Here is a 25,489-nt window from a genome sequence, read left to right on the forward strand (position 1 = left end):
CATGAGCACCAGCGACCAGCAGGCGGCGCGGCCGCGCCTTGCCGTGCCCGAATTGCTGATCGGCATCGGGCTTCTTGCCTGCGCCGGCGCAGTGGCCTGGCAGACGCTGTCGATTCCGGTGTCGCCGCTCTACTCCAAGGTCGGCCCGACCGTCTTCCCCTACATCACCATGGTCGGCATGACGGTCCTTTCCCTGCTGCTGATCGTCGCCGCTCTGCGGGGTGGCTGGCAGCCGGAGGAAGAAAAGGAAACCCCGACCGACTGGAAGGCGATGGGCATCGTCGCCGTCGGACTGGTCGCAAATCTTGTTCTGATCCAGCCGCTTGGCTTCACCGCAGCCTCGGTGATCATGTTCGTTCTCATCTGCCACGGATTCGGCAGCAGACATCCGCTGCGTGACGTGCTGCTTGGCCTGATCCTGGCGCTTGCCGCCTATTTCGGCTTCGCCAGGGCGCTCGGCGTCAACATCGGCGCCGGCTTCATCGAGAACCAGCTGAACACCGGCCTCGATTCCATTATCCGTATGTTGAGAGGCTGAAGCCATGGAAACGCTTGGCCATCTCGCGCACGGATTTTCGGTCGCCTTTACGCCGGTCAATCTCATGTGGTGCCTGCTCGGCACGACACTGGGGACAGCGATCGGCGTGCTGCCAGGCCTCGGACCTGCGCTGACCATCGCGCTGCTTTTGCCGATCACCTACCAGGTGGCGCCGGAAGCGTCCTTCATCCTGTTTGCCGGCATCTATTACGGCGCCATGTATGGCGGTTCGACGACATCGATCCTGCTCAACACGCCGGGTGAAAGCGCGACCATCGTCACTGCGCTGGAAGGCAACAGGATGGCCCGTTCCGGCCGCGGCGGCGCTGCACTTGCCACTTCGGCGATCGGCTCCTTCGTCGCCGGTACACTCGGCACGCTGGGGGTCGCCTTCCTGGCCCCGGTCGTCGTCAAATTCGCGCTGTCCTTCGGCCCGGCCGAATATTTCTCGCTGATGGTGCTGGCCTTCATCACGGTTTCGGCGGTGCTCGGCTCATCGTCGGTGCGTGGCCTGACCAGCCTGTTCATCGGTTTCGTCATCGGCATGATCGGCGTCGACCTGCAGACCGGGCAACCGCGCTTCACCTTCGGCATGAGCCAATTGCTCGATGGCGTCGACGTGATCGTCGTCGCGGTCGGCCTCTTTGCGGTCGGCGAGACGTTCTACATGGCCTCGCGCCGCTACGCCGGCAAGGACGAGATCGTGCCGCTGAAGGGCTCGCTCTACATGACGGCGGCCGAATGGGCACGCTCGTGGAAGGCTTGGCTGCGCGGCGCCCTGCTCGGCTTCCCGATCGGCGCGCTGCCGGCCGGCGGCGCCGAAATCCCGACCTTTCTGTCCTATGCAATCGAGAAAAAGCTCTCCAATCACAAGGAGGAGTTCGGCACGGTCGGCGCCATCGAAGGCGTTGCCGGGCCGGAAGCCGCCAACAACGCATCGGCCGCCGGCGTGCTGGTGCCGATGCTGACGCTTGGGTTGCCGACCTCGGCGACGGCCGCGATCATGCTGTCGGCCTTCCAAAGCTATGGCATCAATCCCGGGCCGATGCTGTTCATGACGCAGGCCAATCTGGTCTGGGGGCTGATCGCCAGCCTGTTCATCGCCAACATCATTCTCGTCATCCTCAACCTGCCGCTGATCGGTTTGTGGGTGCGGCTGCTGAAAATCCCGGCGCCGCAGCTCTATGCCGGCATCCTGGTGTTCGCCACGGTCGGCACCTACGGTATTTCTCAGTCGCCGACCGACCTCGTCATCCTCTATCTGCTCGGCGGGGCCGGGTTCCTGATGCGGCGCTTCGATTTCCCAACGGCGCCGGTCATCATCGGCATGATCCTCTGGCCGCTCGCCGAAACGCAGTTCCGCCGCGCGATGACCATCTCGAACGGCGACTGGTCGGTGTTCTACAAACATCCGCTGTCGCTGACACTGCTGACGCTGGCATTCATCGGGCTGATCGGGCCGCATGTCTACGCTTACATCGAACGCCGCCGCACGCGTGGACCGGAACACGTGCCGGGCGATGCCTGACCTGTTTGTGACATCATGACCGATCTGCTGTCCGGCATCCGCGTCCTCGACCTGACCAATGTTCTGGCTGGCCCCTACTGTGCCTATCAGCTGGCGCTGCTCGGGGCCGATGTGATCAAGGTCGAGGCGCCGCAAGGCGGCGATCTGGCGCGCCAGCTCGGCGGCTCGCCGGAACTCAACAGCACCGGCATGGGCGCTTCATTCCTGGCGCAGAACGCCGGCAAACGATCGGTGATGCTCGATCTCAAGAAAGAGGCCGATCGCGAACGCTTCCTCGATCTGGTCGCCTCCGCCGACGCGCTGGTCGAGAATTTCCGCCCCGGCGTGATGGATCGGCTGGGGCTCGGCTATGCCAGGCTGAAAGAGGTCCGCCCCAGTCTTGTCTATTGCGCGATTTCGGGCTTCGGCCAGACCGGGCCGATGCGCGACAATCCGGCCTACGACCAGATCATCCAGGGTCTTTCGGGCATCATGAGCATCACCGGCACAGCGCAGACCGCGCCGTTGCGTGTCGGATACCCCGTCGCCGACACGCTGGGTGGGCTGGTCGGGGCGTTCGCCATCACGGCGGCACTTGTGAAGCAGAAGACGACAGGCGAGGGCGCTTTCCTCGACGTGTCGATGCTCGAATGCACGCTTTCCGCGCTGGGCTGGCCGGTCTCCAACTATCTGACGGCAGGCGTCGAGCCGCAGCCGATGGGCAACGAGAACATGACGGCGGCACCTTCCGGCACGTTTCGCACCGGCGACGGTCTGCTCAACATCGCCGCCAACAAGCAGGAACAGTTCGTCACGCTCTGCCGGCTGGTCGGGCTGCCGGAGCTGGCGTCGGACCCGCGCTTTGCCGAGCGCGAGACGCGCAAGCGCAACCGCATCGCCTTGAAGGCGCTGATCGAGGATGCCCTGGCGAACAGCTCGGCCGCAGCCTGGGAGGAGACGCTCAATCGCGCAGGCGTGCCGGCGGGCAGGGTGCTGACGATCCCGCAGGTGCTGGCCGAGCAGCAAGTGATCGAGCGCGACATGACCACCCGTTTCGATAGCATGCCGAACATCGACCGACCGCTGACCGTCGTGCGCGGCGGGTTCATGGTCGATGGCGAAGCACCGTTGCCGACCAGGCCGCCGCCGGCGCTGGGCGAGCACATGGACGAGGTGTTTGCCAGTCTGCCGCCGCGCGTCAAGAAAAGGGCGCAGGCATGAGCGACGCGAGAACATGAGCAACGTTGAGAAAAAAACCGGCCGCGAGCGCGGTGAGGAATGGTGGCAGACCGATATCATCGAAATGCGCCCTGGCGTGATCCGGCTGCGTGGCTATGAGATCCAGGACCTGATCGGCCGCGTCAGCTTTCCGGCGATGATCTGGCTGATGCTGCGCGGCGAACTGCCTGGCGAGGAGCAGGCGGCGCTGCTCGGTATCGCGCTGGGGGCGGCCGTCGACCACGGGCCGCAGGCGCCGTCGATCGCCATTGCCCGCATGGCGGCCACCTGCGGCGTCGGCATCAACAGCGCCATGGCTTCAGCCATCAATGTGCTTGGCGACGTGCATGGCGGCGCCGGCGAGCAGGCGCTTGCCTTCTACGGCGACATCGCCGCGGCACTGGACGCAGGCGTGACGCTTGCCGATGCCGTCGCGTCGCGGCTCGATCGCTTCTTCGCCGAGGAGAAATCCTATGTGCCGGGGCTCGGTCATCGCTTCCACCCGGTCGATCCGCGGGCGCCGCGTCTCATCGAGCTGACCCGCGATTTTGCCGCGCGCGGCGTCGTCAGCGGACGTTTCGCCGATATCGCCGCGGCTGTCGAGGCCGAGGTCGCGCGGCGCAAGGGCAAGAAGATCCCGCTCAACATCGACGGCGCCACCGCCGTCATCTATGGCGAGCTCGGCTTTCCGCCGCCGCTGACGCGTGGCCTTTTCGTGCTGTCGCGCTCGGTCGGCATCTTGGCGCATGCGTGGGAACAGTCGCAACAGAGCGACCGCAACAAAGGACCACTGCCGCGCGAATGGTTGTGGGCCTATACCGGCACGCCGGTGCGGTCTTTCCCTCAGGGAGAGGACGACGCCAAATGAGACCTTGGTTCAAGTTCGCCAGCGGGCGCTGGCTGGGGAATTTTCAAGTTCTTCAGCAGCGTTGAAAGTTCGGGCTCGTCGATAAGCACGGCTGCGTCTGCCGGGGCCAGCCATGCCCGCTGCCGCCTTTTGGCTTCCTGCCAGTTGGCCAGTTCCTCCGTCACCGCCAGCAGGTAGACGGTGACGTCGACGCGGACGAAGCGGTTCGTCAGCCGCTTCCAGTAGGAATAGGTGCCGGCCGGCTGCTTCAGCGTCTTGCCGAGGACGCCGGCTTCCTCCCGCGCTTCGATGGTGGCTGCCTTGCGCCCACTCTTGCCCTTCATCGGCCAGCCCTTGGGCACGATAAAGCGTCTTGTCGATATCGAGGTGACCAGGATCACCTCGACGCCGCCATGCCTGCCCAGCCGAAAGGGAATTGCCGCGACCTGGCGGATCCGCTCGCCCTTCCTCGCCTTGCGCACGACCTTCTTCTTGGTGGCTGCCATTGCCGGCGATCCAATCAGGGCAGTGCCCAAGCGCAAAGGCACGTTGCGAAAATCAAAACTGCCTTTGATGCTACTTTAAGTAGAGCGGCGTTCAAGCATATCAGCTAAATAAATGAAAACGCCGGGCCATCAGCGGCAGACGCTGATGAAGCGGCTGCCCGATCGCCGCAACTGGCAAGTAGGCGCCATCTGCGGCACATCTGGCCGTTGCGGCACGACCACGCGATCCTGGGCACGGAACTGCTGTTGCTGCTGCTGAAATTGCTGCCGTCGCAGCCTGTTCTCCAGCATCTGCAATTCGCCTTGCAGGACCACGGTATTGCGATTGGCGGGAGCGACGTTCTGCGCGGAGACAGCCGCGCCCGACAGCATCGCTGTTGCCAGGGTTGCCGACATCAAGATCGTCGAAAGGCGAAGCGGCGACATCCATCCATTCCCTTACGAAACAGAACCTTGGGCCCCGCACGAAACAGAACCTTGCGATTATATAGGGCGTTTGTCTGATGATGCCATGGCTAAAGCCTCGCCGGAGCGGAATTGGCGGGCTAGCCAGTCAGGGCGCAAAGCCCGTCGACCGATGTGTGCTGGCGAAGGGCACCAATACGAGGCCGACGACAAGAAGCTGGAGAGCATCCTGCGGCTCCATACCTTTCAGGCCTGGCTTAGATAATTTGAACCGCAACATCACACAGTTGAAAAGCTCGGCATGGCCGGGCTGCGTTCCCCGGAGCCGTGGCCACGGCACGGCGATAGGCCAGCCGCGCGACTATTCGCGGAATGCGCGGCTGATCTGGTCGGTCAACGGCTTCATCAGAAACGAGATGACGGTGCGATCGGTCGTGCGCATGAACGCCTCCACCGGCATGCCTGGCTTGAGGCTTTCCGGATCCAACGAGCCAAGCTTGCCTTCGTCAAGCCTGATCCGCACGCTGTAGTAGGATAGTCCGTTCCGCTCGTCTTCGACGAGGTCGGGAGAAACCGTTGCTACATGTCCTTCGATTTCCGGTGTGACCTGCTGGCTGAACGCCGACAGCCGCAGATGGACAAGCTGGCCGGGCTGGACCTGATCGATGTCTTGAGGCGCGATGCGTGCGTCCACAGTCAATTCGTCAGCGGTCGGGACAATCATCATAATTGGCTCGCCGGTCGTGACGACGCCGCCGACCGTATGGATCGCAAGCTGATGCACCCGTCCGTTCTGGGGTGAACGAATATCGGTCTGTCTAAGCAATTCCTCCGCGGCGATCCTTCGCTCTGCCAATTCTGTGGTTCGAGCCTCCGTTTCGCGTAATTCTTTCGCGACCTCGCTGCGCCAATCCTGCTGGATCTGGATGATGGCCATTTCTGTTTCGCTGATTCTGCCGTTCGCTTCGGCTATCGCAGCGACGAGTTGGCCGCGCCCTCCCTCGATCTGAGCCTCGCCCCGCTCCAGGTCCAGGAGTCGCGACCGCTGGACGAGTTTCTTTTCCCAAAGGCCCCTGACGCCCTTGATCTCGTCGCGGACCAACGCAATCTCGTGCTCCTTGGCCGCCCTTTGTGCCTCGAGGCCCGCTATCTCCTCCTTGAGCTGGCTCACCCGTTGCCTGCGTTGCTCGATTTGGGCACGGTAAGCTCCCCGGCGCAAAGCAAAAAGTTTCTGCTCCCCGCCGATCACACGCGCCACATGTCCGACAGAGGAGCGGCTGGTGAGATCCTCGGAAAAGGCTATCGCCTCGGCACCCTCACGCTCCGCTGTGAGGCGTGCCTCCCGCGCCGAGAGTTCGTCCAGGGTATTGGTTATGACGGCGAGATTGGCGCGTGTAAGCGTGTCGTCGAGACGGAGCAAAATATCGCCTGCTCTGACTTCATCGCCGTTGCGCACGTTGATCTCACCCACAACGCCGCCGCTTGGATGCTGAACCGCCTTGACGTTGGATTCCACTGCGATATGGCCGGTAGCGATGACGGCGCCTGACAATTCCGTCGTTGCGGCCCATGCACCAAGGCCGCCGACAAGCAGCGCCACGGTTGCGGCGCCAAGAAGCATATACCGGCGAAGGGATAAGTCGTTCTGCGTCGGCTGCGATCGCACATCGGTAGGGAGGTTAGCCCGAACGAACGCCAGCCCGCCGATTTTGCCCTTGACGCCGGCCAGATGGCTCGCTCCGGCACGAATATGCGGAATCATCCCCCTCACGCCGTTACGCGCGCCAAAGAACGATCGATCATGAAATAACGTCATCCTGATGCCTTTTCCTCCGGGGCAACTGCTTGAAGCGTTCCCACGGAGGCACTCCGCGTCGTGCCCCGGACGACCAGATCCCTCGCCCCAAATGCGTGCTGACGGCCGGAGTCGAGAACAAGTAAAAGGTCCACTGCCGCCAGGGCGCTTGGACGATGGGCGATTACGACAACCACGCCGTGCCGCTGTTTGACTGCAAGGATCGCCTGGGTCAAAGCCTGCTCGCCTCCAGCGTCCAGATTCGAGTTCGGTTCATCCAAAACAACGAGGAAAGGATCACCATAAAGCGCGCGGGCCAGTCCAATGCGCTGCCGCTGTCCTGCTGAAAGCGATGCGCCGCCCTCGCCGATCTCGGTCTGATATCCGCGAGGCAAGCGCAGGATCATTTCGTGCATGCCCGCGGTCTTGGCCGCCGCGATAATGGTTGCCGGATCCGGAGAAGGATCAAAGCGGGCAATGTTTTGAGCAATGGTGCCTGCGAAAAGTTCGACATCTTGCGGCAGATACCCGATATGTCGCCCCAGTGCCTCAGCCGGCCACTGTTCGATGGCGGCGCCGTCCAGGCGGATTTTGCCGCGCGCTGCCGGCCAGACGCCGACGAGCGCCCGCGCCAGTGACGATTTGCCCGATGCACTCGGACCGATGACACCGAGCGCGGAGCCGGCGTTCAGCGAAAACGCAATGTCCTGTACGACAAAACGGCTTTCGCCTGGCGGGACGACGCTGATCGCTTCAACCGAGAGTTGTGTCTGCGGCGGCGGCAGCTGCAAGCGATCCTCTGTGGCAGGGAACTGCGTGAAAAGTTCGTTCAGCCGGTGCCAGCCTTGTCTGGCGGCAAGAAAGTTCTTCCAGTGCGCAATTGCGAGTTCGACCGGCGCCAGCGCTCGCGCAGTGAGAATGGAACTTGCGATGATGATGCCGGGCGTGGCTTCCCCACCGATCACCAAATACGCTCCGATCGCGAGAACGACTGATTGCAGCAGCATCCTAAAGCCGCGGGAGAGCGCGCCGAATGAACCTGTGACATCGCTGGCGCGCATCTGCGCCTGCCTGTATTTGCCGTTCGCCTCCGCCCAGCGCGAGGCCAGGGTGGATCTCATGCCCATCGCTTCGAGCACTTCGGCGTTACGGATGCTTGCCAGCGCGATATTGCTGCGCGCTCCGGCATATCCAGACATTTCGATTGCTGGACGGCGGACCGTTTTCTCGGTGAGCACGGTCAATGCCAAGAGCAGGATCGCCCCAATCAGCGCAGCCAGGCCGAGCCAAGGATGGAAGGCAAAACAGAGCGCGAGATAAAGCGGCATCCACGGCAGGTCGAAAAGAGTGGCGGGACCACCGCTGGCCAGGAAACCGCCGATTTGATCGAGATCGCGCACCGGCTGCATGCCCTCGCCCGAACGGCCTCTGGCCAAGGGCAATTGCGACATCACGCGGTAGGTCCGCTCACTCAGGCGCTCGTCGAGTCCGCTGCCGATACGCGCCAGCACCCGGCCGCGGATCGCGTCGAGTGCACCTTGAAAAACATATAGAATCGAAATCAGCAGGACCAGAGCCACCAGCGTCGGCACGCTACGGCTGGGCAGGACCCTGTCGTAGACCTGCAGCATGAACACCGAGCCGGACAACATCAGCACGTTGATAAGGCCGCTGAAACCCGCCACCGCCAAAAAGGCGCGCCGGAAATGCGCCAGGCAGGCAGCCAATTCGGACTTCGCCCTCGGCGGGCGGAGCTTTTCTGAACCAGATTGTGACATTGATGTCCCCTCGATCAACCGCGTGCGTCAGCAGGCGATGCAGGCCCATAACTGCAGGCCCGCATCGTCCGGCATTGGCTACGCGGCCTGATCGGTGATCACGCTGTTGTTATGCGCAGACAGTTGCTCGATGAGTTTCGCAGCCAGCGCGTCGGCATCGCCCGCTTGCGTATGTGCATACTCTGCCCAATCAAAAGCCGGTCTCGGATCGCCCGCATTTGCTAATGCGGTCGATGCAGCGTCCCGGACCTGCTCGATAGCGTCGTCGAGTTGGCCGCGAACGTTCCCGAGTTGTGGAAACACGATGTTATCGCCGTCAAGAGCCACCTGTGCACCGCTCTCCTTGGCCGTGCCAGGCGTTGCTTCAGCCTCCTCATGTTCGGCCAAGGTCTGGTCGGACCGGAAGTTTGCGCCGTTTTTGCTGAAGAAGTTTGCAAGCCACTGGGAACCAGAATCCGGCTGCGTTGTCGGGGCCGGTTCAGCTTGCGCCGTTGGTGTCGGGGCCGGTTCAGTTGGCGCGGTTGGCGTCGGGTCCTGCTGCGGCGCCGGATCCGAAACGGCCGCCGGTTCATCCTGAACGGCAGCGACGGCGCCCTGCTTCGGGTCGACGAGATCGACTTTGACGTTCTTGCTCCCGACAGAGACGGTGCGCGTCGAAGCTTCGATGCCCGCCCCCGAGAAGGTTACTGTGTAGGTGCCCGGCTTGAGCGCGAGGTCGTAGCCGCCGGCGGCCATGGTCTTCGTCGTAAACGTCGCGCCCGTCGAACTCTTCGCTGTGATGGTGAGACCGGACAGACCTTCACCGGGATCGTAGAACCTGTCCCCGTCCTTGTCGTCGATCGCCACACCGGTCAGGAACAGGTCTGATCCGGTCTTGGCAAAATTCTCCGTCACGAAACCGCTGGAGCGCCCCCGGTAATCGCCAACCTCGAAGCCAAGACCTACCTCGCGGAAATTCCCATTGAGGATGTTGGCACGATGACCCGGGGAGTTCATCAGGTTGTTGTGCAGAAGCAGAATCTCGTCATTGTAGCCTGTCGGTGACCTGGTCGTAGCCCATGCGATGTTCTCCCCTGTCGCCCAGGAGCCCGCGAGGGTGTAGCCAGCCGCCTTCATTCGCTGGGTGGGCGAGGACCCTCCCGACCCCGTGTGAGAAAAGGTGTCGGTTGCAAGCATCCATCTGCTGTGCCCCTCAGCCGACTCGCTGAGATCATTGTCAAAGGCCAGTGGCTGCACGCCGGCCTTGGCCCTCTGGGCGTTGATAAGTTCAAGTAGATATTGTTCTTGTGCGCTATGTTGCGGCATTAGGTCGTCGCTCCACTGTTTCGTTTTTGGACGGTCCCGCCAAGCTGTAGAATTTCCCCCATGGTGCTTGGTAAAAGCCGACTGTGGCTAAGCTGCGGCAGGCGCCTGTTAACCATGATTTTGTTAAAGAGAATTTGTGGGAATGCGATAACGTAAAATTTCATACTGCAATGCAACCAATATGACACTTGATTGTGCACGTACTCGCGATGCGCGACTTGCGCCAGACCGTGAGGACCTGCGAGGTCCTGAACGCCTCGCCTCGACCATTCCCATTAACCGAAGGTTGTTCGCCGATCCTGGACATCCGGAACGCGCGTGCCATCTCGTTGGCCGGCTTCAGCGGCGCACTTGTCCGGACCGCGGAGCTCTCGGCCGATTGAGCTCGCCCGCGGCGCTCGCTTCAGTCGACTTCGCGCAGGCGGTATCCTACGCCGGTTTCGGTGGTGATGTAACGCGGCTGGTCGGGCGTTTTCTCGATCTTTTGCCTGAGCTGCCGCACATAGACCCTGAGATACTGCACGTCGGTCGAATCGCCCCAGACCTGCTTCAAAAGAAACTGGTGGGTGAGAACCTTGCCGGCGTGCTGAACGAGGATGCGCAGGATGTCGTACTCCTTCGGCGAGAGCTTTATCTCCCTGTCCTCGATCATGACGATGCGCTTCACCAGATCGACCGTGAGATCGCCGGTGTTAAAGACCGGCTTCTCGCCTTGCTGCTGGAACTTGTGGCGGAGCGCCACGCGGATGCGCGCGACAAGCTCGTTCATGCCGAACGGCTTGGTGATATAGTCGTCGGCGCCGAGATCAAGTGCCGAGACGATGCCGGCCTCGTCGGTGCGGCTGGAAAGGATGACGACGGGAACATCCAGGCCGTCGTCCCGCCATTTGCGCAGCAATTCGTGGCCGCCCATGCCGGGCAGGCCGAGATCGAGCAGGATCAGGTCCGGCTTTTCCGTCTCCACGAGTTCGATCGCCGTCTTGGCGTTCGGCGCCTCGCTGATCGCATAGCCCTGGCTGCCAAGGCCGACGCGGAGCAGCTTGCGGATCGGCGGTTCGTCATCGACGACCAATATCCTGACGTCCAGGTTCGTCATGCCAATTTAGCCACGTCGGGGTCGTCCACATTTCGGTCATCGCCGTTGGGGTCGTCGTCCACCGCGGGCAGTTCCGTCGGCACCGGCATCCTGATTGTGAAAACCGCCCCTGAGTGGTCGGTCCTGCTGGTCGCCGAAATCGTCCCGCCCATCGCCTCGATGAAGCCGCGGCAGATCGAGAGCCCAAGCCCGGTGCCGGCACGGACCTGATCGCCCTTGCGCACCCGGTAGAACGTGTCGAAAACGCGTTCCAGATCGGCGCGCGGAATGCCCGGCCCCTCGTCCATGACCTGCAGGATGACGGAACCATTGTCGGCCCAGCCCTGCAGGTGGATCGTCGAACCTGGCGGCGCGTATTTGGCGGCATTGTCGAGAAGGTTGAACAGCGCTTGCTCGAACAGGACGGGGTCGAGCCGCAGCATTGGCAGGTCCGCGGGAATATCGATTTCGGTCTTGTGTTCGCCGATGATTTTCCTCGCCCGGTGCAAAGCGGAACCGACGATATCGCCGACATAGTGGAACGCGTAGTTCGGCTCCATCGCACCGGATTCGATCTTGGTCATGTCAAGCAGGTTGGCGATGAAGCGGTTCAGCCGTTCCGATTCGTCGAGCACGGTCGACAGCAGGTCCGCCTGGTCCGCTTCGGGAAGCGCTGGCGCAAATTCCCGCAATGTGCCGGCGGCGCCGATGATCGCGGCAAGCGGCGTTTTCAGGTCATGGGAAATCGAGGTCAGCAGCGCCGAGCGCAAGCGGTCCGCCTCGGCAGCGAGCTTGGCCCGGTCGACGTCGGCGACCAGCTGGATACGCTCGATGGCCACCGCCGCCTGATCGGTGAGAGCGTCGAGCAGGCGCTGCTGCTCGGGCGTCAGCAGCGGACCTTGCTTGTCATTGTCGAGGCCGACGACGCCGACAGCGGTGCGCCCCGTCCGCAACGGAACATAGAGGCGTTTTGCTCCGGGCAGCGTGTCCGCGCCGCGCCCCGCGGCGCGGTTGTGTTCCCAGGCCCAGAGCGCCGCGGCGATGTCTGCCTCAGCCAGCGTGTCGTCCGGAGGATAGCCGGCCTTGACCGTGATCGTGCCGTTTTCGGGCAGCAGCAGCACCACCCGCAGCTTCAGCATCGAGGCTATCTGGAAGGCAGTCGCCCAAAGCACGTCGTCCAGCGTTCCCGTCCCGGCCAGCTTCTTCGAGAACAGATAAAGGTCCTCGGTGGTGCGAGCGCGAGACTGCGCCGCCACTGCCTGGCGCTGTACCCGCGCCGTCAGATTGCTGGCGATGATCGCCACGCAGAAGAAGAAGCCGAGTGCGACGGCGCTTTCCGGAGCGCTGATGTTGAACGTGTAGAGCGGGTCGAGAAAGAAGAAGTTGAATGCCAGCGCGCTGAGGATGCAAGCGAATATCGCAGGCCACAGGCCTGCCGTGACCGCAGACACCAGCACCGACATGAGGAAGACAAGGGCGATGTTGCGCACGTCGAGCACGCGCGACAGCAGCAGCCCGAAAAGCAGTCCTGCGACGACGTAGCCGGTGACGATCAGATAGGGCCTGATGTCGAGGCGCGCCGGTTGAACCGGAATGACACCTCGTGACGGCTGGACTTGCGCCTGGTCGTCGCCGGAGACGACATGAACGCTGATCTTGCCGGCGTCGCGTATCAGGTCATAGGTGACGGAGCCGTCGAACAATTGCCGCCAGCGCGGCTTGCGCGGCTTGCCTGATATGATGTGGGTGACGTTGTTTGCCGCCGCATAGCGCAGGATCTCGGTGGCGACGTCCTGACCGGGTATGGTGACGGGAGTGCCGCCCAATTGCTCGGCAAGGCGAAGCGTTGCCGCGAGCCTGTCGCGATCCTGCTCGGACAGGCTGGTCGAACGCGGCGTCTCGACATAGAGCGCCAGCCATGATGCGCGCAGTCGCTCGGCCTGGCGGCGGGCATAGCGCACAAGCGACGCGCTGCGCGGATCCTCGTCGACCCAGACCAGGACACGTTCGCTGGCCGCCCAGGGTCCGGCTATGGCGTGGGCCTGCATGTGGGTCAGCAACTGCTCGTCGACGCGCTGGGCGGTGCGGCGCAGCGCCAGTTCCCTGAGCGCCGTCAGATTGCCAGGCGAGAAATAGTTCTCGATCGCGCGCTGGGCGGTGCTGGGGATATAGACCTTGCCTTCCTCGAGCCGCTTGATCAGGTCGTCGGGCGTGAGATCGATGATCTCGATGTCGTCGGCCTGGTCGATGATGGAGTCTGGAACCGTCTCGCGCACCCTGACGCGCGTGATCTGCGCCACGACATCGTTCAGGCTTTCGACATGCTGGATGTTGAGCGTGGTGTAGACGTCGATGCCGTGCGTCAGGATTTCCTGAACGTCGAGATAGCGCTTGGGATGGCGGCTGCCCGGCGCGTTGGTATGGGCCAGTTCGTCGACGAGGACCAGCGCCGGACGCCGGGCAAGGATGGCATCGAGGTCCATTTCCTCGAGGGCGCGCCCCTTGTAGTCGACCCGACGACGCGGAATCACCTCATAGCCGTCGACCAGCGCCTGGGTTTCCTTGCGGCCGTGCGTCTCGACGACGCCGATCACCACGTCCACTCCGTCGGCCAATCTTGCACGGCCCGACATCAGCATTTCAGAGGTCTTGCCAACACCGGGGGCGGCGCCCAGAAAAATTCGCAGACGACCGCGCGCCTCGCGCTCCGCGTGGTCAAGCAGGGCGTCGGGTGAGGGTCTGGTCTCGTTGCTTCTGTCGTCCGGCATCACAGTCGATCATGAATGGCGCCAAGGATGGTGTCGACCCCACCATTCATTGCTTGATGGCCTCGTCCAGCGCCAGGTTAAGCTGCAGCACATTGACCACAGGCTCGCCCATGAAGCCGAGCTCGCGGTGCTCCACATGGCTGTCGACAAGCGACTTGACCCTGGCTTCATCGACGCCCCTGGCCCTGGCCACCCTGGCGACCTGGAAATAGGCGGCCTCGGGGCTGATATGCGGATCGAGGCCGCTGCCTGAAGTCGTGACCAGATCGATCGGCACCGGCTGGTTCGGATTTTCCCCTTTCAGCCTGTCGGCATTGCTCTTGACGCGGTCGATCAGCTTGGCGTTGGTCGGCCCGAGATTCGAGCCGCTCGAAGCGGCGGCGTCGTAGCCGTCGCCTGCAGCCGACGGCCGGCCATGAAAATAGCGCTCGCTGGCAAAAGCCTGGCCGATCAGCTCGGAGCCGACGAGCTTGCCGTCCCTCTCGATCAGGCTGCCATTGGCCTGGCGCGGGAACAAGGCCTGGGCGATGCCGGTCATGCCGATCGGATAGATCAGGCCGGTCAGGATGGTAAAGAAAACGATCATGGTGATCGCGGGTCTGATTTGCTTGAGCATGGACTTGATTCCCTATGCGAGGCCTAGCGCGGTGATGGCCATGTCGATCGCCTTGATGCCGACGAAGGGGGCGACGAGGCCGCCGAGGCCGTAGACAAGAAGGTTGCGGCCGAGCAGCGCGCCGGCGCCGACGGCGCGATATCTGACGCCTCTTAGCGACAGCGGGATCAGCGCGACGATGATCAGTGCGTTGAAGATGATGGCCGAGAGAATGGCGCTCTGCGGCGTTGCCAGATGCATGATGTTGAGCGCCTGCAGCGGGCCTGACGTCTGCCCCGGCGCGATGTAGAAGACGGCGAATATGGCCGGGATGATGGCAAAATACTTGGCCACGTCGTTGGCGATCGAGAAGGTCGTCAGCGAGCCGCGCGTCATCAGCAGCGCCTTGCCAATTTCCACGATCTCGATCAGCTTGGTCGGATCGCTGTCGAGATCGACCATATTGCCGGCTTCGCGTGCGGCGACGGTGCCGGTGTTCATGGCGACGCCGACATCGGCCTGCGCAAGGGCCGGCGCATCATTGGTGCCGTCGCCGCACATGGCGACGAGCTTGCCCTTGGCCTGTTCGTCGCGGATGAGCTTCAGCTTGTCCTCGGGCGTCGCCTGGGCCAGGAAATCGTCGACGCCGGCCTCCGCCGCGATCGCCGCCGCCGTCATCGGGTTGTCGCCGGTGATCATCACCGTGCGGATACCCATCTTGCGCAGTTCGGCGAAGCGTTCCCGGATGCCGCCCTTGACGATGTCCTTGAGATGGACGACGCCGAGCAGGCGTCCGTCGCGCTCGACCGCAAGCGGCGTGCCGCCGGATTTGGCGACGTCGTCGGCGATCGCCTGGAGGTCGCGGACGGTGTCGCTGCCGGGGCGCGTGCCATGCGAGGCGACGGTCGACTGATTGACGTGGGCGAGCACCGAATCGACCGCGCCTTTGCGAACCGAAGAGCCATCGATGTCGACGCCGCTCATGCGGGTTTGCGCGGTGAATGGCACGAAACTGGCATGCAGTGTTGCCATGTCGCGGGCACGGATGGCGTATTTCTCCTTCGCCAGCACGACGATCGAGCGGCCTTCCGGCGTTTCGTCGGCAAGCGAGGCCAACTGCGCCGCGTCGGCCAACTCCTGCTCGGTGACGCCCTTGACCGGTCGGAATGCCGTCGCCTGGCGATTGCCGAGCGTGATCGTGCCGGTCTTGTCGAGCAGCAGCGTGTCGACGTCACCCGCCGCTTCGACGGCGCGGCCCGACATCGCCAGCACGTTGAACCGCACCAGGCGATCCATGCCGGCGATGCCGATGGCCGAAAGCAGCGCGCCGATCGTCGTCGGGATCAAGGTGACGAACAGGGCGACGAGGACGGTCACCGAAATGGTGCCGCCGGAATAGGAGGCGAAACTCGGGATCGTCGCCGTCGCCAGTACGAAGATCAGCGTCATGCCGACGAGCAGGATGTTGAGCGCGATCTCGTTGGGCGTCTTCTGGCGCGCAGCGCCTTCGACCAGCGAGATCATGCGGTCGAGGAAGGTGTGGCCGGAGGCCGCGGTGATGCGCACGCGGATCCAGTCGGACAGAACCTGCGTGCCGCCGGTCACCGCCGAACGGTCGCCGCCGGATTCACGGATTACCGGAGCGGATTCGCCGGTGATCGCCGCCTCGTTGACCGAAGCGACGCCTTCGATCACCTCGCCGTCCGACGGAATGATGTCGCCGGCCTCGACGAGCACCACGTCGCCGACCTTCAGGCTGGTGCCTGGCACCAGCTTGAACCTGGTGCGGTCGTCGCCGCTCAACAGCTTGGCCTGGCTCTCGGTGCGAGCCTTGCGCAGCGAATCGGCTTGGGCCTTGCCTCGGCCTTCGGCGACCGCTTCGGCGAAGTTGGCGAAAAGCACGGTGAACCACAGCCAGATGATGATCTGCAGCGAGAAGCCGAGATCGCCGCCGCCGGTGACGAGATCCTTGACGAACAGGACTGAGGTGAGCGCCGAGACGACGGCGACGACGAACATCACCGGATTGCGCATCAAGGTGCGCGGGTTGAGTTTCCTGAAGGCGCCGTCGACGGCGGGCAGCAGGATACGGGCATCCATGATGACAGCGGATTTGGACTGGCTCATTTGGTGGCTCCAGTATCGGTGTTGGTGACCGACCGATCGTAGGCCGAACGAAGATGCGGAAGCCCGGAGGCCAGCAGCCAGATCACGATCATGACTGCCGCAATGCCGAAGAACGTGGACAAGGTCGGAAAAGGCGGCGGGGTCAGGAAAGGAGGCGGGGCTGCCCCTTTCCGATCGTCTCGATGCCGAATCTTGCGACGTATGGTTTCGAGCCAGGACATGACATTGATCCAAGGTGGGACGGTTCAGAAAGTCTGCCCGTGGATGCCAGCCAGGTGCTCGACGATCGGTCCGACCGCCAGTGCCGGGAAGAAGGTGAGGCCGCCGACGATCAGAATGACGCCGACCAGCAGCCCGACGAACAGCGGCCCGTCGGTCGGAAAGGTGCCGGCGGAGGCGGGCACCGTCTTCTTGGCGACCAGCGAGCCGGCGATCGCCAGAGCCGGGATGATGACCAGGAAGCGGCCCATCAGCATGCCGATGGCAAGCGTGACGTTGTACCAGGGCGTGTTGCCGGTCAGGCCGCCAAAGGCCGAGCCGTTGTTGGCGGCAGCCGAGGTGTAGGCATAGAGAACCTCGGAGAAGCCGTGCGGGCCGGCATTGGCCATCGAAGCGACGCCTGTCGGCAGCACCACCGCGATGGCGGTGAAGATCAGCATCGCCAGCGGCAGGCAGAGAATGGCGAGCATCGCCATCTTGACCTCCTTGGCCTCGATCTTCTTGCCGAGATATTCGGGCGTGCGTCCGACCATCAGTCCGGCGACGAAGACGGCGATCACGATATACATCAGGATGCCGTAGAGACCGGCGCCGACACCGCCGACAATGAGCTCGCCGAGCTGCATGTTGATGATCGGGATCATGCCGCCAAGCGCTGTGAAGCTGTCATGCATGGCGTTGACGGCGCCGCAGGACGCGGCGGTGGTGATCACCGCAAACAGCGCCGACAAAGCGATGCCGAAGCGCGTTTCCTTGCCTTCCATGTTGCCGCCGTCGATGCCCAGCGCATGCACCAGCGGATTGCCTGATGCTTCCGCCCAGTAGCAGGCGGCAACGCCGGCGATGAACAGGACGCCCATTGCAGTCAAGATCGCCCAACCCTGGCGCTGGTCGCCGTTCATGCGGCCGAAGACGTTGGTCAGCGCCGCACCGATGGCGAAGATCGAAACCATCTGGATCAGATTCGAGATCGCGTCGGGGTTTTCGAAGGGATGCGCGGCGTTGGCGTTGAAGAAGCCGCCACCATTGGTGCCGAGCATCTTGATGGCGATCTGCGAGGCAACCGGCCCGACCGCGATCGTCTGCCGCGCGCCCTCCAGGGTTGTGGCGTCGAGATAGGCGCTGAGCGTCTGCGGTATGCCGAGATAGACATAGACCAGCGTCAGCACCATGCAGAGCGGCAACAGCAGGTAAAGGGTGCACCGGGTCATATCGACCCAGAAATTGCCGATCGATTTGCCGGAGGCCTTGGTGAAGCCGCGGATCAGCGCGATTGCGATGGCGATGCCGGTCGCTGCGGACAGGAAGTTCTGCACGGTGAGGCCGGCCATCTGCACGAGATAGGACATCGTGCTTTCACCGCCGTAGTTCTGCCAGTTGGTGTTGGTCATGAAGCTGGCGGCGGTGTTGAAGGCGAGCCCGGGTTCGACGGAGCTCATGCCGGCCGGATTGTAAGGCAGGCTGCCTTGCAGCCGTTGCAGGGCGTAGAGCACCAGGAAGCCGGCGAGGTTGAAGAACAGCACGGCCGCCGCATAGGTGGTCCAGTGCTGCTCCTCACGCTCGCTGATCCCCGAGATGCGATAAAGGCTGCGCTCGACAGGAGCCAAAATCGGCGAAAGGAACGTGCGGTCGCCGCTGAAAACGCGAACCATGTAGCCGCCGAGCGGCTTCACCAGCAAAACGACGATCCCGCAATAGACGAGGATCTGCATCCATCCGTTGAAAGTCATTGAAATAGCCTTCCGTGCCTGCGCCAGTTGCCGTTAGAAACGTTCTGGGCGAATGAGGGCGTATGTCAGGTAGACGAGAAGGAACAGGGTCACAGCGCCACCGAGGATATAGTCGACAAGCATGTTGCGGTCCTTCCGCCTAAAGACTATCGCAGGCTTTGACGAAGGCGAAGAACAGGGCGAAAAACAAAAATCCTATCCCGAGAACGATGATGTCCATCGGAGCTGTTCCTTATTTTCGTTTTTGCACTGGCTTGCCTGCAGCCGGGCAGCGTTGAAGTCATGTGAAGACACTCTGTCGCGATGATAATGGCGACCGAGATGTGTCCTTCCCGACGGAATATGGATCCAAACCCCATAAAGGTTCGAGACGTGGCGAAGAGGAAAGAAATAAGAATCCTATAAAGGATTTGCCATCGCGGCTCTCAGCGCGGCGCTCAAGAGACAAGTCGTGCGGCGGGGCGAAGCCGCTGAAAATCAGCGGTTTCGCGTATAGATCACGGCGTAGTCGTCCGCATACGCCCGCTTCCAGCCGAGTTCATCGAAGAATGGGATGGGGCTGTCGTCCGGCGTGCGAATGGCTGGCGGGTGCGAAGCTGATGCGGGAAGTCGAAGGGCGGACGCGCTCCGCCAAATCGGCTGCTCAGCCTTCGGCCTTGAAGTTCTTGGCTTCCTTCTCGACCTTGGCGCTGTCCTTGCCGTGCTTGCGCATCAGATCCTTCGCCTGGTTGGGCGAAACGTCGGTGGTCTCGGCCAGGCGCAGGGCCTCCTTGTCGTCCGGTTCGCGTTTCTTCCGATCGGCCATTTCGGTCCGTTTGTCAGCCATCACAATGCCTTTATGCTCTTGGCGATTTCGTTCAGCACCTTGCGGTCGGTGCCGTGGCGCTTGATCAGCGTGCGAGCCTGGTCGGGAGTGATGCCGGCTTCCTCGGCGAGATGCCTCACCTCATAGTCTTCGTCGCCGGCTACTTGTGAGCGATCGCGGTTGTCGGTCTTGGTCTTGTCGTCTGGCATGGTAGTTCTCTCCTCACTTAGAGGCTGTTTGGAAAGTCTACTCCGGCGGCCATCTGATGGCGTTTTCTGCGCTTCCGGTGCTCACGGACCCGAACGTCCGCTGCGCTCCGGTTCTCGAAACCACCACCATATGACTCGCCGGAGCGACTTTCGAAACAGTCTCTTGGACCTGGAGCATAACGGCGGAGATTTCGTGAGGTTCCTTAATGCATGTCGCCCAAAAGTGCGCAGCGGTTTTGGGACAACGACATGCATAAACAGGAGCAATGCATGTCGCCCAAAGCTGCGCAGCGGTCTTGGGCAACGACATCCCTAAAAACAAGAACCAAAAGCACGTCGCATCGAGCTTTTCAGACGTGACGCGCTTTAACGCCGGCCTTCGCGCACAAACACATGGGCTTCCTTGGCTGCCGCCGTGAATGCACGCCGCGCAGTGCCAACCGCCCGCCGCTGCTCCATCGCATCCATCATGGCTTTCAAGGCCGCGCGATATTTCGGCCCGCGCTTTTCGGTTGGCCATTTGTCGACCAGAAGCGAGGCCGCCTGGACCGTCCTCGTCACAGAAAGCCGGCGTCCGGTGCGTTCGCTCTCGATCGTCACCGGAACGTCGAACTGTTCATCACGCATTGCCGCCACTCCTCGACTCCAAGGACAGCAACGGCGCAGCCGGATTATTCGTTCCGACAGCGAATGGCGCGATCAATCCCGATCACAATTCATGGTTACTGAGTGGCTTATGTCGCCAGTCTCATTTTAGACAGTGCGCAAGCCAATTGCGGGCCGGGCGATGTGCATCAGCGGCACCGATGGTCGAACACGATCCCCATGGTCCTGCCGATTGCGGTCATGACGATAAGCTCGACCAGTTGGTCGTCGCTGTCCGTACAAGCTGGGCCTGCCCGGCGGATGGTGTCTATTGCGGCTCTGGTCGATATGGTGTCGCCGGCGCGGAATTTTGAAAGCGCAGATGAAACGAGTTCATGGGCCGGCAAGTCAACGACAGGCGCTCTCGAAACGACGTTCATTGGCATCCTCCACCATGAAGCCTTTCCCACCAGAATGATACGCCGAACGGCGATTTCCGCCAGCGAAATTGTGGTCCGACCAGAGGCCGATCGGACACCGATTGGACTGGGACAGCTAGCTTTTTGCAGGGCTCAGCGCGATGCTGCCGACCTCGATTTCTCTCTGCCCTTCGCAGCTGGCTTGACCCTTATACGCATCGCTCCGCCCTCGGGATGATCGATCTCAAAGGCATTGGTCTTGCGCACGAGATCGCTCAGCTTGCGAAAGCCGAAGGTCCTGGGATCGAAGTCCGATGCCAGATTGGCGAGTTGATTGCCGACAATGCCGAGCGGCACCCAGCCGTCCTCGGTTCCCATCTGTGAAATGACCCTGGTGATGATCGGCGTCGCGGCGCTGGGCGGCTGCAAGGACTTCGTCGGCGCCGCATCGTTCGCGTTGGCTGGCGCAGTCGGCAGCAGGTTCTCGGTGTATACGAACCGGCGGCAAGCCTGCCGGAAACTCTCCGGCGTCTTCTGCTCGCCAAACCCATAAACGTCGATCCCGTGCTCCCTGATGCGAGCGGCAAGGCGGGTGAAATCGCTGTCGGACGACACCAGGCAGAAGCCTTCGAACCGCCCGCTGTGGAGAAGGTCCATGGCGTCGATGACGAGCGTGATGTCGGATGCGTTCTTGCCGGTGGTGTAGGCGAATTGCTGCTGCGGGATGATCGCATGCTTCGACAGCACGTCGGCCCATGCCTTTGAGCGGGTGCTGGAGAAATCGCCGTAGATGCGACGGACGCTTGCCTCGCCGATCTTCGCGATTTCCTCGAACAAACCGTCGGCAATCTTGGCCGAGGTATTGTCTGCGTCGATCAGCACTGCAAGCCGTGGAGAACGTGGTTCGGTCGGCAAGGTGAGCCCCTGTTTTTGGCTGTACCAAATGCATATGGTGCAGCGGCGCCATGCGAAACCTTTTTATCGAGATACGGACGTCATCTACTTCGCCCGATACAAGATCATGCCGGCGTGGTGCAGCACGCCGTCGATGAACGTTCCGTCAGCGGTAAAGCCGGTGTCGTCCCAGTATTCGATGTGATTTCCCCGGATCTCATAGCGCCCCTGGTATGCGCTGTCACGGTTCCCGCGCGCTTCGTCATAGCGACCATTTGGAAGCAAGTTGTGGCGGATATGGCCATCCGCCGTGACCCACATCCCGACATAGGGGTGGCTTGCCGAAGGTCGTGCAGCGGTATTTTGTGCGATATTCATCCGGGCGAAGCCTTTCTGTGCGGATAAGCCGGCCGCGCCGGCAACAAGCACGGCAGCGGCAAGTATGGAGATCTGTTTCATCGGACTACCTGCTGGCTGTCGGCCGGATGACGATCTCGTTCACGTCGACATCGTCCGGCTGTTCGATGGCAAAGCGCACGGCACGGCCGATCGCGTCGGGCTGCAGCGCAATGGCGCGATAGGTCTTCATCGCTTCCACTGCGATCGGATCGGTGATCGTGTCGGCGAGCTCGCTCTCGACCACGCCGGGATGAATGCAGGTGACGCGGATGTTGTCGTGCTCCTGCCGCAAGCCATCGGAGATGGCGCGGACCGCGTATTTGCTTGCGCAATAGACAGCGGCTGTCGGCGATACCGAAAGCGCGCCGATGGAGGCGATGTTGACGACATGGCCGGAGCCTCGGGCCGTCATCTGCGGCAGCACCGCAGCGATGCCGTAGAGCACGCCCTTGATGTTGACGTCGACCATTTGGTCCCATTCGTCGATCTTCATCGAGGCCATCAGCGACAACGGCATGACGCCGGCATTGTTGACGATCACATCGATGCGCCCCCAGGCCTGGCGCGCCGCTTCGGCAAAGGCGGCGACATCGGCGCGGTCGGTCACGTCCAGGCGGCGTGTCAGTGCCTCCCCGCCTTTTGCCCTGATCTCTTCTGCGAGGGCGTTCAGCCGATCGGTGCGGCGCGCACCCAGCATGACCTTTGCCCCGGCGGCACCGAGCTCCCGGCCGATGGCGGCGCCAATGCCGCTCGAAGCCCCGGTGATGAGCACGACTTTGTTGGGGGACAAGTTTGGGTTGAGGGACATGTTCGGTCTCCGTCTGGTTGATCCTTGAACCGCCATGCAGCGGTTGCCACGAAGATGGATCTGTTTCACTGTAGCGATAAGACGACCATTCGTTTACAGCGTCGAAAGCACAGCTAACCAATGCAGCCGGATCTCAATGCGCTTGCCGTCTTCGCCCTCGTCGCCGAGGAGCGGAGCTTTCGCGCGGCTGCGGACCGAATGGGCGTCACCCGCTCGGCGGTGAGCCAGACGATGAAGCGGCTGGAAGAGACGCTCGGTATCGCGCTCGTCCAGCGCACGACGCGAAGCGTCAGCCTGACCGAGGCTGGCGAACGCCTCTACGCCGAGATAGCGCCCGCCATTGCCGACATGCGCGCCGCAATGGAGAGCACCGGGGACCTGCGCGGGCGTCCGCGCGGGCAGCTGCGGCTCGCCGTCTCGTCGATCGCCGAGCGCTTTCTTTCAGGGCCGTTCCTGGCGGCCTTTGCCGAAGCCAATCCCGAGGTTCAGGTCGACATCACGGTGACGGACGAGGAATTCGATATCGTCGCCGAGGGATACGATGCCGGCGTCAGGCTCGGCGAGGTGATCGAGCAGGACATGATCGCGGTGCCTGTCGCCGGTGACGAGCGGCAGCTGGCCGCCTGCGCGCCGGCCTATCGTGATCGGTTTGGCGAGCCGTCGCATCCGCAGGAACTCGCGGGCCATCGCTGCATTGGCTGGCGCCGCGCCCCGAAGGTCGCGCCCTATCGCTGGGAATTCGCCGAGGACGGCAAGGAGTTCAGCGTCGCGGTTGCGCCGGAGATCACGACCAACGACATGGCGTTGATGATAAAGCTGGCCATTGCCGGCGCCGGCATCACTTTCGGCATGGAGGAAAGCTTTCGCCCGTGGATCGCTCGGGGCGAACTGGTGCCGGTTCTCGTCGACTATTGCCCGCGCTTTGCCGGCTTCTACCTTTATTATCCGAGCCGTCGCAACGTCGCGCCGAAGCTGCGCGCGCTTGTCGAACACCTGCGGCGTCCTGACTAGCGTTTTCCACGCGACGATTGAACCGAAATCGCTTTCCGGCCGCCCGCTTCGGGACGGGAGTCCAGATCGTCAAACTCCGCTGTGCGCACCCGGTATCTCGATGTTGCATTTATATTAGTGTGAGCGCATGTTTTCATCAGCCGGCGCAAGCCGGTTAGGCCCGGTGGCCAGCCGGTCACCCCCAACAGGCTGCCGGGCCGCCTGCAACGGCTTGGGAGGACATGACATGCCGAAAATCTCGGAACTCTTTTTCAAGACAGCGATCGTCTTTCTTATTCTGGGAATTGCGGCCGGCCTGCAAATGGCAATTTCAGGCAATCACGGCGCCTACCCGGCTCACGCACACATCAATCTCCTGGGATGGGTAACAAGTGCAATATTCGGTGGGTACTACGCCCTGAACCCGACAAAAGCCGCCCGCACTATCGCAATGGTCCATTATGGCGTCTATAATTTTGGCCTGGTGGTGATGTTGCCGGCCCTCTACTTGATGCTGCATGGAAATCCGGCGCTTGAGCCGATCGTCGCCACCGGCTCGATGATCGTCGCTGCCAGCGTGCTCATCTTTGCCTTCGTGGTTTTCTCCGCCGAAACGGCGCGCTCAGTCTCGGGAATGCCTGCGGTTCCACGCTAAACGATGTCAGGATATTGCTGAGCCAACAAAAGGCTCGCGGCACCTCTGAGAGTTTGGTCATCATTGTGCCGGCAATGCCTTCGCGGCAGCGGTCAGAGTTGCCCGATCGTTGCCGTGCTTGCGGATCAGCTCGCGCACCTGCTCCGGCGTGATGTTGTTCTGCAGAGCGAAAAAGTTCACCTCATAATCATCGTCCGCCGATATCTTGTTGCGGTCGCGAAAGTCGCGTTTGTTTTTGTCGTCTGCCATATCGCACGTCCTTTTAGAACTTTATCATATTCACTATGGCTAATATACGCCGATGACCTAGACTGGGTTCCATGCGCAGGCGGGCAGATGCCGGCACCGGCCGGCTAGAGTTCATTCCCCCGATGGAACCCAGGCTGGCGGCCATGCCGCCCGAGGGTGACGACTGGATTCACGAGATCAAGTTGGACGGCTGCCGCGCCCAGGTCATTATCAACAGCCCCGAGGATATTCGCGTCTATACCGAGACCGGCAAGGACCGGACGCGTCAGTACCTGGGCATTTTGGAAGCCGCGGCGGAGCTTGAGGTGAAAAACGCCATCATCGACGGCGAGGCGGTCGTCACCGACACGGCCGGCATGCCCGACTTCAACGCGCTCCAGAACGCCCTCCACGAAAACCCCTATGGGATGTACCTGTGCGCATTCGACATTCTGCACCTCAACGGCCATGACCTGCGCGACATCGGCTGCAAGGCGCGGCGCGAAATTCTCAGCGGTATCATCAAGCCGCACAGCCGGATTCGGTTCAGCGAGGCCCTGCCTGGTGACGCGCAGTCGCACTTCCACCTCGTCGAGGAGGTCGAGCTTGAGGGCATTGTCTCAAAGCGCGCCGACAGCAGATATTGCAGCGGCCTGACCTCGGACTGGCTGACGACCAAGAGCTTCACGGTCGATGAATTCGAACTGTTGGGCGTCGAGCGCCAGCCCGGCGAGGCAGCCTTCGCCCTTTTGGCACAGCCCGGCACCGGGAAATATGTCGGTTCTGCCCTGATCAGCCTCGGCCGCGACATGAAGGAGCGGCTGTTCAAGCGGGTTCGGGAGCACGCCGGGCCGCCGCCGGAGGCGATGAAGAAGCGGCCGGGGACACAATGGCTCAGGCCCGGGGTAAATCTGCGCATCAAGCATCTTCGCGGCGACCACAGCCAGATACGCAACGCGTCGCTGCTGGGTTTTAGTGACGAGGAGTAGTGCGCTTTGCCTGCGTCCTTTGGGCGACGGGCGCTTCGGCGCCGCAGCCAGAAGGACGTCGTGACCTGGTTCACGCGGCTGGCCAACGACTGGCT

At 62.4% G+C, this 25,489-nt stretch carries 27 protein-coding genes; 7 read left to right on the forward strand and 20 right to left on the reverse strand.

From position 1 onward, the window contains the following. Window position 1 precedes the first annotated feature (1 nt). Genes AC0L17_RS23330 through AC0L17_RS23345 form a run of 4 tightly spaced genes read left to right on the forward strand, consistent with a single transcriptional unit; the run spans window position 2 to window position 4,131 of the window. Window positions 2-538, forward strand: coding sequence for a tripartite tricarboxylate transporter TctB family protein (locus AC0L17_RS23330; RefSeq protein WP_077379464.1), 537 nt, complete (start codon window positions 2-4; stop codon window positions 536-538). Between the two features lie 4 nt (window positions 539-542). Further along, window positions 543-2,066: a tripartite tricarboxylate transporter permease gene (locus AC0L17_RS23335; protein WP_473517552.1), complete on the forward strand. Its 1,524-nt coding sequence runs from the start codon at window positions 543-545 to the stop codon at window positions 2,064-2,066. Window positions 2,067-2,081: 15 nt separating this feature from the next. Beyond that, entirely contained in the window at window positions 2,082-3,266 is a 1,185-nt protein-coding gene (locus AC0L17_RS23340) for a CaiB/BaiF CoA transferase family protein (RefSeq protein WP_473517553.1), read from the forward strand. A 13-nt stretch (window positions 3,267-3,279) separates the two neighbouring features. Continuing rightward, window positions 3,280-4,131, forward strand: coding sequence for a citryl-CoA lyase (locus tag AC0L17_RS23345; RefSeq protein WP_473517554.1), 852 nt, complete (start codon window positions 3,280-3,282; stop codon window positions 4,129-4,131). On the opposite strand, the gene AC0L17_RS23350 is transcribed toward AC0L17_RS23345, so the two are convergent. The 19 genes from AC0L17_RS23350 to AC0L17_RS23440 all read right to left on the reverse strand — a co-directional run bounded on the left by AC0L17_RS23350 (window position 4,107) and on the right by AC0L17_RS23440 (window position 22,514). Next, window positions 4,107-4,616: an NUDIX hydrolase gene (locus tag AC0L17_RS23350; protein ID WP_473517555.1), complete on the reverse strand. Its 510-nt coding sequence runs from the start codon at window positions 4,614-4,616 to the stop codon at window positions 4,107-4,109. The genes AC0L17_RS23345 and AC0L17_RS23350 overlap by 25 nt on opposite strands. A 129-nt stretch (window positions 4,617-4,745) precedes the next feature. After that, window positions 4,746-4,988 carry a hypothetical protein gene (locus AC0L17_RS23355; protein WP_287074527.1) on the reverse strand — a complete coding sequence of 81 codons (243 nt, stop codon included), beginning with the start codon at window positions 4,986-4,988 and terminating at the stop codon, window positions 4,746-4,748. A gap of 394 nt (window positions 4,989-5,382) precedes the next feature. Then, window positions 5,383-6,837: an HlyD family type I secretion periplasmic adaptor subunit gene (locus AC0L17_RS23360; protein ID WP_473517556.1), complete on the reverse strand. Its 1,455-nt coding sequence runs from the start codon at window positions 6,835-6,837 to the stop codon at window positions 5,383-5,385. Further along, window positions 6,834-8,594 (reverse strand): type I secretion system permease/ATPase, encoded by a 1,761-nt coding sequence (locus AC0L17_RS23365; protein ID WP_473517557.1) that lies wholly within the window; start codon window positions 8,592-8,594, stop codon window positions 6,834-6,836. Before AC0L17_RS23365 ends, AC0L17_RS23360 begins: the two co-directional genes overlap by 4 nt. Window positions 8,595-8,672: 78 nt before the next feature. Further along, a complete protein-coding gene (locus AC0L17_RS23370) occupies window positions 8,673-9,899 on the reverse strand; it encodes a CAP domain-containing protein (RefSeq protein WP_473517558.1) in 1,227 nt (408 codons plus the stop codon). Between the two features lie 403 nt (window positions 9,900-10,302). Beyond that, window positions 10,303-10,995, reverse strand: a complete 693-nt coding sequence (locus tag AC0L17_RS23375; RefSeq protein ID WP_287122749.1) for a response regulator transcription factor — start codon at window positions 10,993-10,995, stop codon at window positions 10,303-10,305. Further along, a complete protein-coding gene (locus AC0L17_RS23380) occupies window positions 10,992-13,742 on the reverse strand; it encodes a DUF4118 domain-containing protein (RefSeq protein ID WP_473517559.1) in 2,751 nt (916 codons plus the stop codon). The genes AC0L17_RS23375 and AC0L17_RS23380 overlap by 4 nt, the downstream gene beginning before the upstream one ends. A 46-nt stretch (window positions 13,743-13,788) precedes the next feature. Next, window positions 13,789-14,358 carry a potassium-transporting ATPase subunit KdpC gene (gene kdpC, locus AC0L17_RS23385; RefSeq protein ID WP_473517560.1) on the reverse strand — a complete coding sequence of 190 codons (570 nt, stop codon included), beginning with the start codon at window positions 14,356-14,358 and terminating at the stop codon, window positions 13,789-13,791. A 12-nt stretch (window positions 14,359-14,370) separates the two neighbouring features. Next, entirely contained in the window at window positions 14,371-16,464 is a 2,094-nt protein-coding gene (gene kdpB, locus AC0L17_RS23390; protein ID WP_473517561.1) for a potassium-transporting ATPase subunit KdpB, read from the reverse strand. Then, on the reverse strand, window positions 16,461-16,685 hold the full coding sequence (locus AC0L17_RS23395; RefSeq protein ID WP_473517562.1) for a hypothetical protein: 225 nt from the start codon (window positions 16,683-16,685) through the stop codon (window positions 16,461-16,463). The genes kdpB and AC0L17_RS23395 overlap by 4 nt, the downstream gene beginning before the upstream one ends. 24 nt (window positions 16,686-16,709) lie before the next feature. Continuing rightward, window positions 16,710-18,413, reverse strand: coding sequence for a potassium-transporting ATPase subunit KdpA (gene kdpA, locus AC0L17_RS23400; protein ID WP_473517563.1), 1,704 nt, complete (start codon window positions 18,411-18,413; stop codon window positions 16,710-16,712). Window positions 18,414-18,446: 33 nt separating this feature from the next. Continuing rightward, window positions 18,447-18,536: a K(+)-transporting ATPase subunit F gene (locus AC0L17_RS23405; protein ID WP_023797479.1), complete on the reverse strand. Its 90-nt coding sequence runs from the start codon at window positions 18,534-18,536 to the stop codon at window positions 18,447-18,449. Window positions 18,537-19,056: 520 nt separating this feature from the next. After that, on the reverse strand, window positions 19,057-19,239 hold the full coding sequence (locus AC0L17_RS23410) for a hypothetical protein (protein WP_236375745.1): 183 nt from the start codon (window positions 19,237-19,239) through the stop codon (window positions 19,057-19,059). Then, on the reverse strand, window positions 19,239-19,427 hold the full coding sequence (locus tag AC0L17_RS23415) for a DUF3606 domain-containing protein (protein ID WP_023797481.1): 189 nt from the start codon (window positions 19,425-19,427) through the stop codon (window positions 19,239-19,241). The genes AC0L17_RS23410 and AC0L17_RS23415 overlap by 1 nt, the downstream gene beginning before the upstream one ends. Before the next feature lie 366 nt (window positions 19,428-19,793). After that, window positions 19,794-20,054 (reverse strand): DUF982 domain-containing protein, encoded by a 261-nt coding sequence (locus AC0L17_RS23420; RefSeq protein WP_473517564.1) that lies wholly within the window; start codon window positions 20,052-20,054, stop codon window positions 19,794-19,796. Window positions 20,055-20,221: 167 nt separating this feature from the next. Then, complete coding sequence (locus AC0L17_RS23425) at window positions 20,222-20,452, reverse strand: hypothetical protein (RefSeq protein ID WP_473517565.1); 231 nt, start codon at window positions 20,450-20,452, stop codon at window positions 20,222-20,224. 132 nt (window positions 20,453-20,584) lie between these two features. Beyond that, a complete protein-coding gene (locus tag AC0L17_RS23430; protein ID WP_091595693.1) occupies window positions 20,585-21,346 on the reverse strand; it encodes an NYN domain-containing protein in 762 nt (253 codons plus the stop codon). Between the two features lie 84 nt (window positions 21,347-21,430). Further along, a complete protein-coding gene (locus AC0L17_RS23435) occupies window positions 21,431-21,703 on the reverse strand; it encodes an Atu4866 domain-containing protein (protein WP_473517596.1) in 273 nt (90 codons plus the stop codon). Between the two features lie 85 nt (window positions 21,704-21,788). Continuing rightward, window positions 21,789-22,514, reverse strand: a complete 726-nt coding sequence (locus tag AC0L17_RS23440; protein ID WP_473517597.1) for an SDR family oxidoreductase — start codon at window positions 22,512-22,514, stop codon at window positions 21,789-21,791. 138 nt (window positions 22,515-22,652) lie between these two features. Between AC0L17_RS23440 and AC0L17_RS23445 the strand changes: the two genes are divergently transcribed. After that, window positions 22,653-23,543: a LysR family transcriptional regulator gene (locus AC0L17_RS23445; protein WP_473517566.1), complete on the forward strand. Its 891-nt coding sequence runs from the start codon at window positions 22,653-22,655 to the stop codon at window positions 23,541-23,543. Window positions 23,544-23,769: 226 nt separating this feature from the next. After that, window positions 23,770-24,177: a hypothetical protein gene (locus AC0L17_RS23450; RefSeq protein ID WP_091595630.1), complete on the forward strand. Its 408-nt coding sequence runs from the start codon at window positions 23,770-23,772 to the stop codon at window positions 24,175-24,177. Between the two features lie 60 nt (window positions 24,178-24,237). On the opposite strand, the gene AC0L17_RS23455 is transcribed toward AC0L17_RS23450, so the two are convergent. After that, window positions 24,238-24,426: a DUF3606 domain-containing protein gene (locus AC0L17_RS23455; RefSeq protein WP_091595632.1), complete on the reverse strand. Its 189-nt coding sequence runs from the start codon at window positions 24,424-24,426 to the stop codon at window positions 24,238-24,240. Between the two features lie 122 nt (window positions 24,427-24,548). Between AC0L17_RS23455 and AC0L17_RS23460 the strand changes: the two genes are divergently transcribed. Further along, window positions 24,549-25,394 (forward strand): ATP-dependent DNA ligase, encoded by an 846-nt coding sequence (locus AC0L17_RS23460; protein ID WP_473517567.1) that lies wholly within the window; start codon window positions 24,549-24,551, stop codon window positions 25,392-25,394. The last annotated feature ends 95 nt before the right edge of the window (window positions 25,395-25,489 follow it).

This window comes from Mesorhizobium sp. WSM4829 (genome assembly GCF_055811475.1).

Excerpts from the sequence above, each read along its gene's own strand:
- AC0L17_RS23330 (WP_077379464.1), top strand. The coding sequence starts at position 2 with ATGAGCACCAGCGACCAGCAGGCGGCGCGGCCGCGCCTTGCCGTGCCC.
- AC0L17_RS23335 (WP_473517552.1), top strand. The coding sequence starts at position 543 with ATGGAAACGCTTGGCCATCTCGCGCACGGATTTTCGGTCGCCTTTACG.
- AC0L17_RS23340 (WP_473517553.1), top strand. The coding sequence starts at position 2,082 with ATGACCGATCTGCTGTCCGGCATCCGCGTCCTCGACCTGACCAATGTT.
- AC0L17_RS23345 (WP_473517554.1), top strand. The coding sequence starts at position 3,280 with ATGAGCAACGTTGAGAAAAAAACCGGCCGCGAGCGCGGTGAGGAATGG.
- AC0L17_RS23350 (WP_473517555.1), bottom strand. The coding sequence starts at position 4,616 with ATGGCAGCCACCAAGAAGAAGGTCGTGCGCAAGGCGAGGAAGGGCGAG.
- AC0L17_RS23355 (WP_287074527.1), bottom strand. The coding sequence starts at position 4,988 with ATGCTGTCGGGCGCGGCTGTCTCCGCGCAGAACGTCGCTCCCGCCAAT.
- AC0L17_RS23360 (WP_473517556.1), bottom strand. The coding sequence starts at position 6,837 with ATGACGTTATTTCATGATCGATCGTTCTTTGGCGCGCGTAACGGCGTG.
- AC0L17_RS23365 (WP_473517557.1), bottom strand. The coding sequence starts at position 8,594 with ATGTCACAATCTGGTTCAGAAAAGCTCCGCCCGCCGAGGGCGAAGTCC.
- AC0L17_RS23370 (WP_473517558.1), bottom strand. The coding sequence starts at position 9,899 with ATGCCGCAACATAGCGCACAAGAACAATATCTACTTGAACTTATCAAC.
- AC0L17_RS23375 (WP_287122749.1), bottom strand. The coding sequence starts at position 10,995 with ATGACGAACCTGGACGTCAGGATATTGGTCGTCGATGACGAACCGCCG.
- AC0L17_RS23380 (WP_473517559.1), bottom strand. The coding sequence starts at position 13,742 with ATGCCGGACGACAGAAGCAACGAGACCAGACCCTCACCCGACGCCCTG.
- kdpC (WP_473517560.1), bottom strand. The coding sequence starts at position 14,358 with ATGCTCAAGCAAATCAGACCCGCGATCACCATGATCGTTTTCTTTACC.
- kdpB (WP_473517561.1), bottom strand. The coding sequence starts at position 16,464 with ATGAGCCAGTCCAAATCCGCTGTCATCATGGATGCCCGTATCCTGCTG.
- AC0L17_RS23395 (WP_473517562.1), bottom strand. The coding sequence starts at position 16,685 with ATGTCCTGGCTCGAAACCATACGTCGCAAGATTCGGCATCGAGACGAT.
- kdpA (WP_473517563.1), bottom strand. The coding sequence starts at position 18,413 with ATGACTTTCAACGGATGGATGCAGATCCTCGTCTATTGCGGGATCGTC.
- AC0L17_RS23405 (WP_023797479.1), bottom strand. The coding sequence starts at position 18,536 with ATGCTTGTCGACTATATCCTCGGTGGCGCTGTGACCCTGTTCCTTCTC.
- AC0L17_RS23410 (WP_236375745.1), bottom strand. The coding sequence starts at position 19,239 with ATGGCTGACAAACGGACCGAAATGGCCGATCGGAAGAAACGCGAACCG.
- AC0L17_RS23415 (WP_023797481.1), bottom strand. The coding sequence starts at position 19,427 with ATGCCAGACGACAAGACCAAGACCGACAACCGCGATCGCTCACAAGTA.
- AC0L17_RS23420 (WP_473517564.1), bottom strand. The coding sequence starts at position 20,054 with ATGCGTGATGAACAGTTCGACGTTCCGGTGACGATCGAGAGCGAACGC.
- AC0L17_RS23425 (WP_473517565.1), bottom strand. The coding sequence starts at position 20,452 with ATGAACGTCGTTTCGAGAGCGCCTGTCGTTGACTTGCCGGCCCATGAA.
- AC0L17_RS23435 (WP_473517596.1), bottom strand. The coding sequence starts at position 21,703 with ATGAATATCGCACAAAATACCGCTGCACGACCTTCGGCAAGCCACCCC.
- AC0L17_RS23445 (WP_473517566.1), top strand. The coding sequence starts at position 22,653 with ATGCAGCCGGATCTCAATGCGCTTGCCGTCTTCGCCCTCGTCGCCGAG.
- AC0L17_RS23450 (WP_091595630.1), top strand. The coding sequence starts at position 23,770 with ATGCCGAAAATCTCGGAACTCTTTTTCAAGACAGCGATCGTCTTTCTT.
- AC0L17_RS23455 (WP_091595632.1), bottom strand. The coding sequence starts at position 24,426 with ATGGCAGACGACAAAAACAAACGCGACTTTCGCGACCGCAACAAGATA.
- AC0L17_RS23460 (WP_473517567.1), top strand. The coding sequence starts at position 24,549 with ATGGAACCCAGGCTGGCGGCCATGCCGCCCGAGGGTGACGACTGGATT.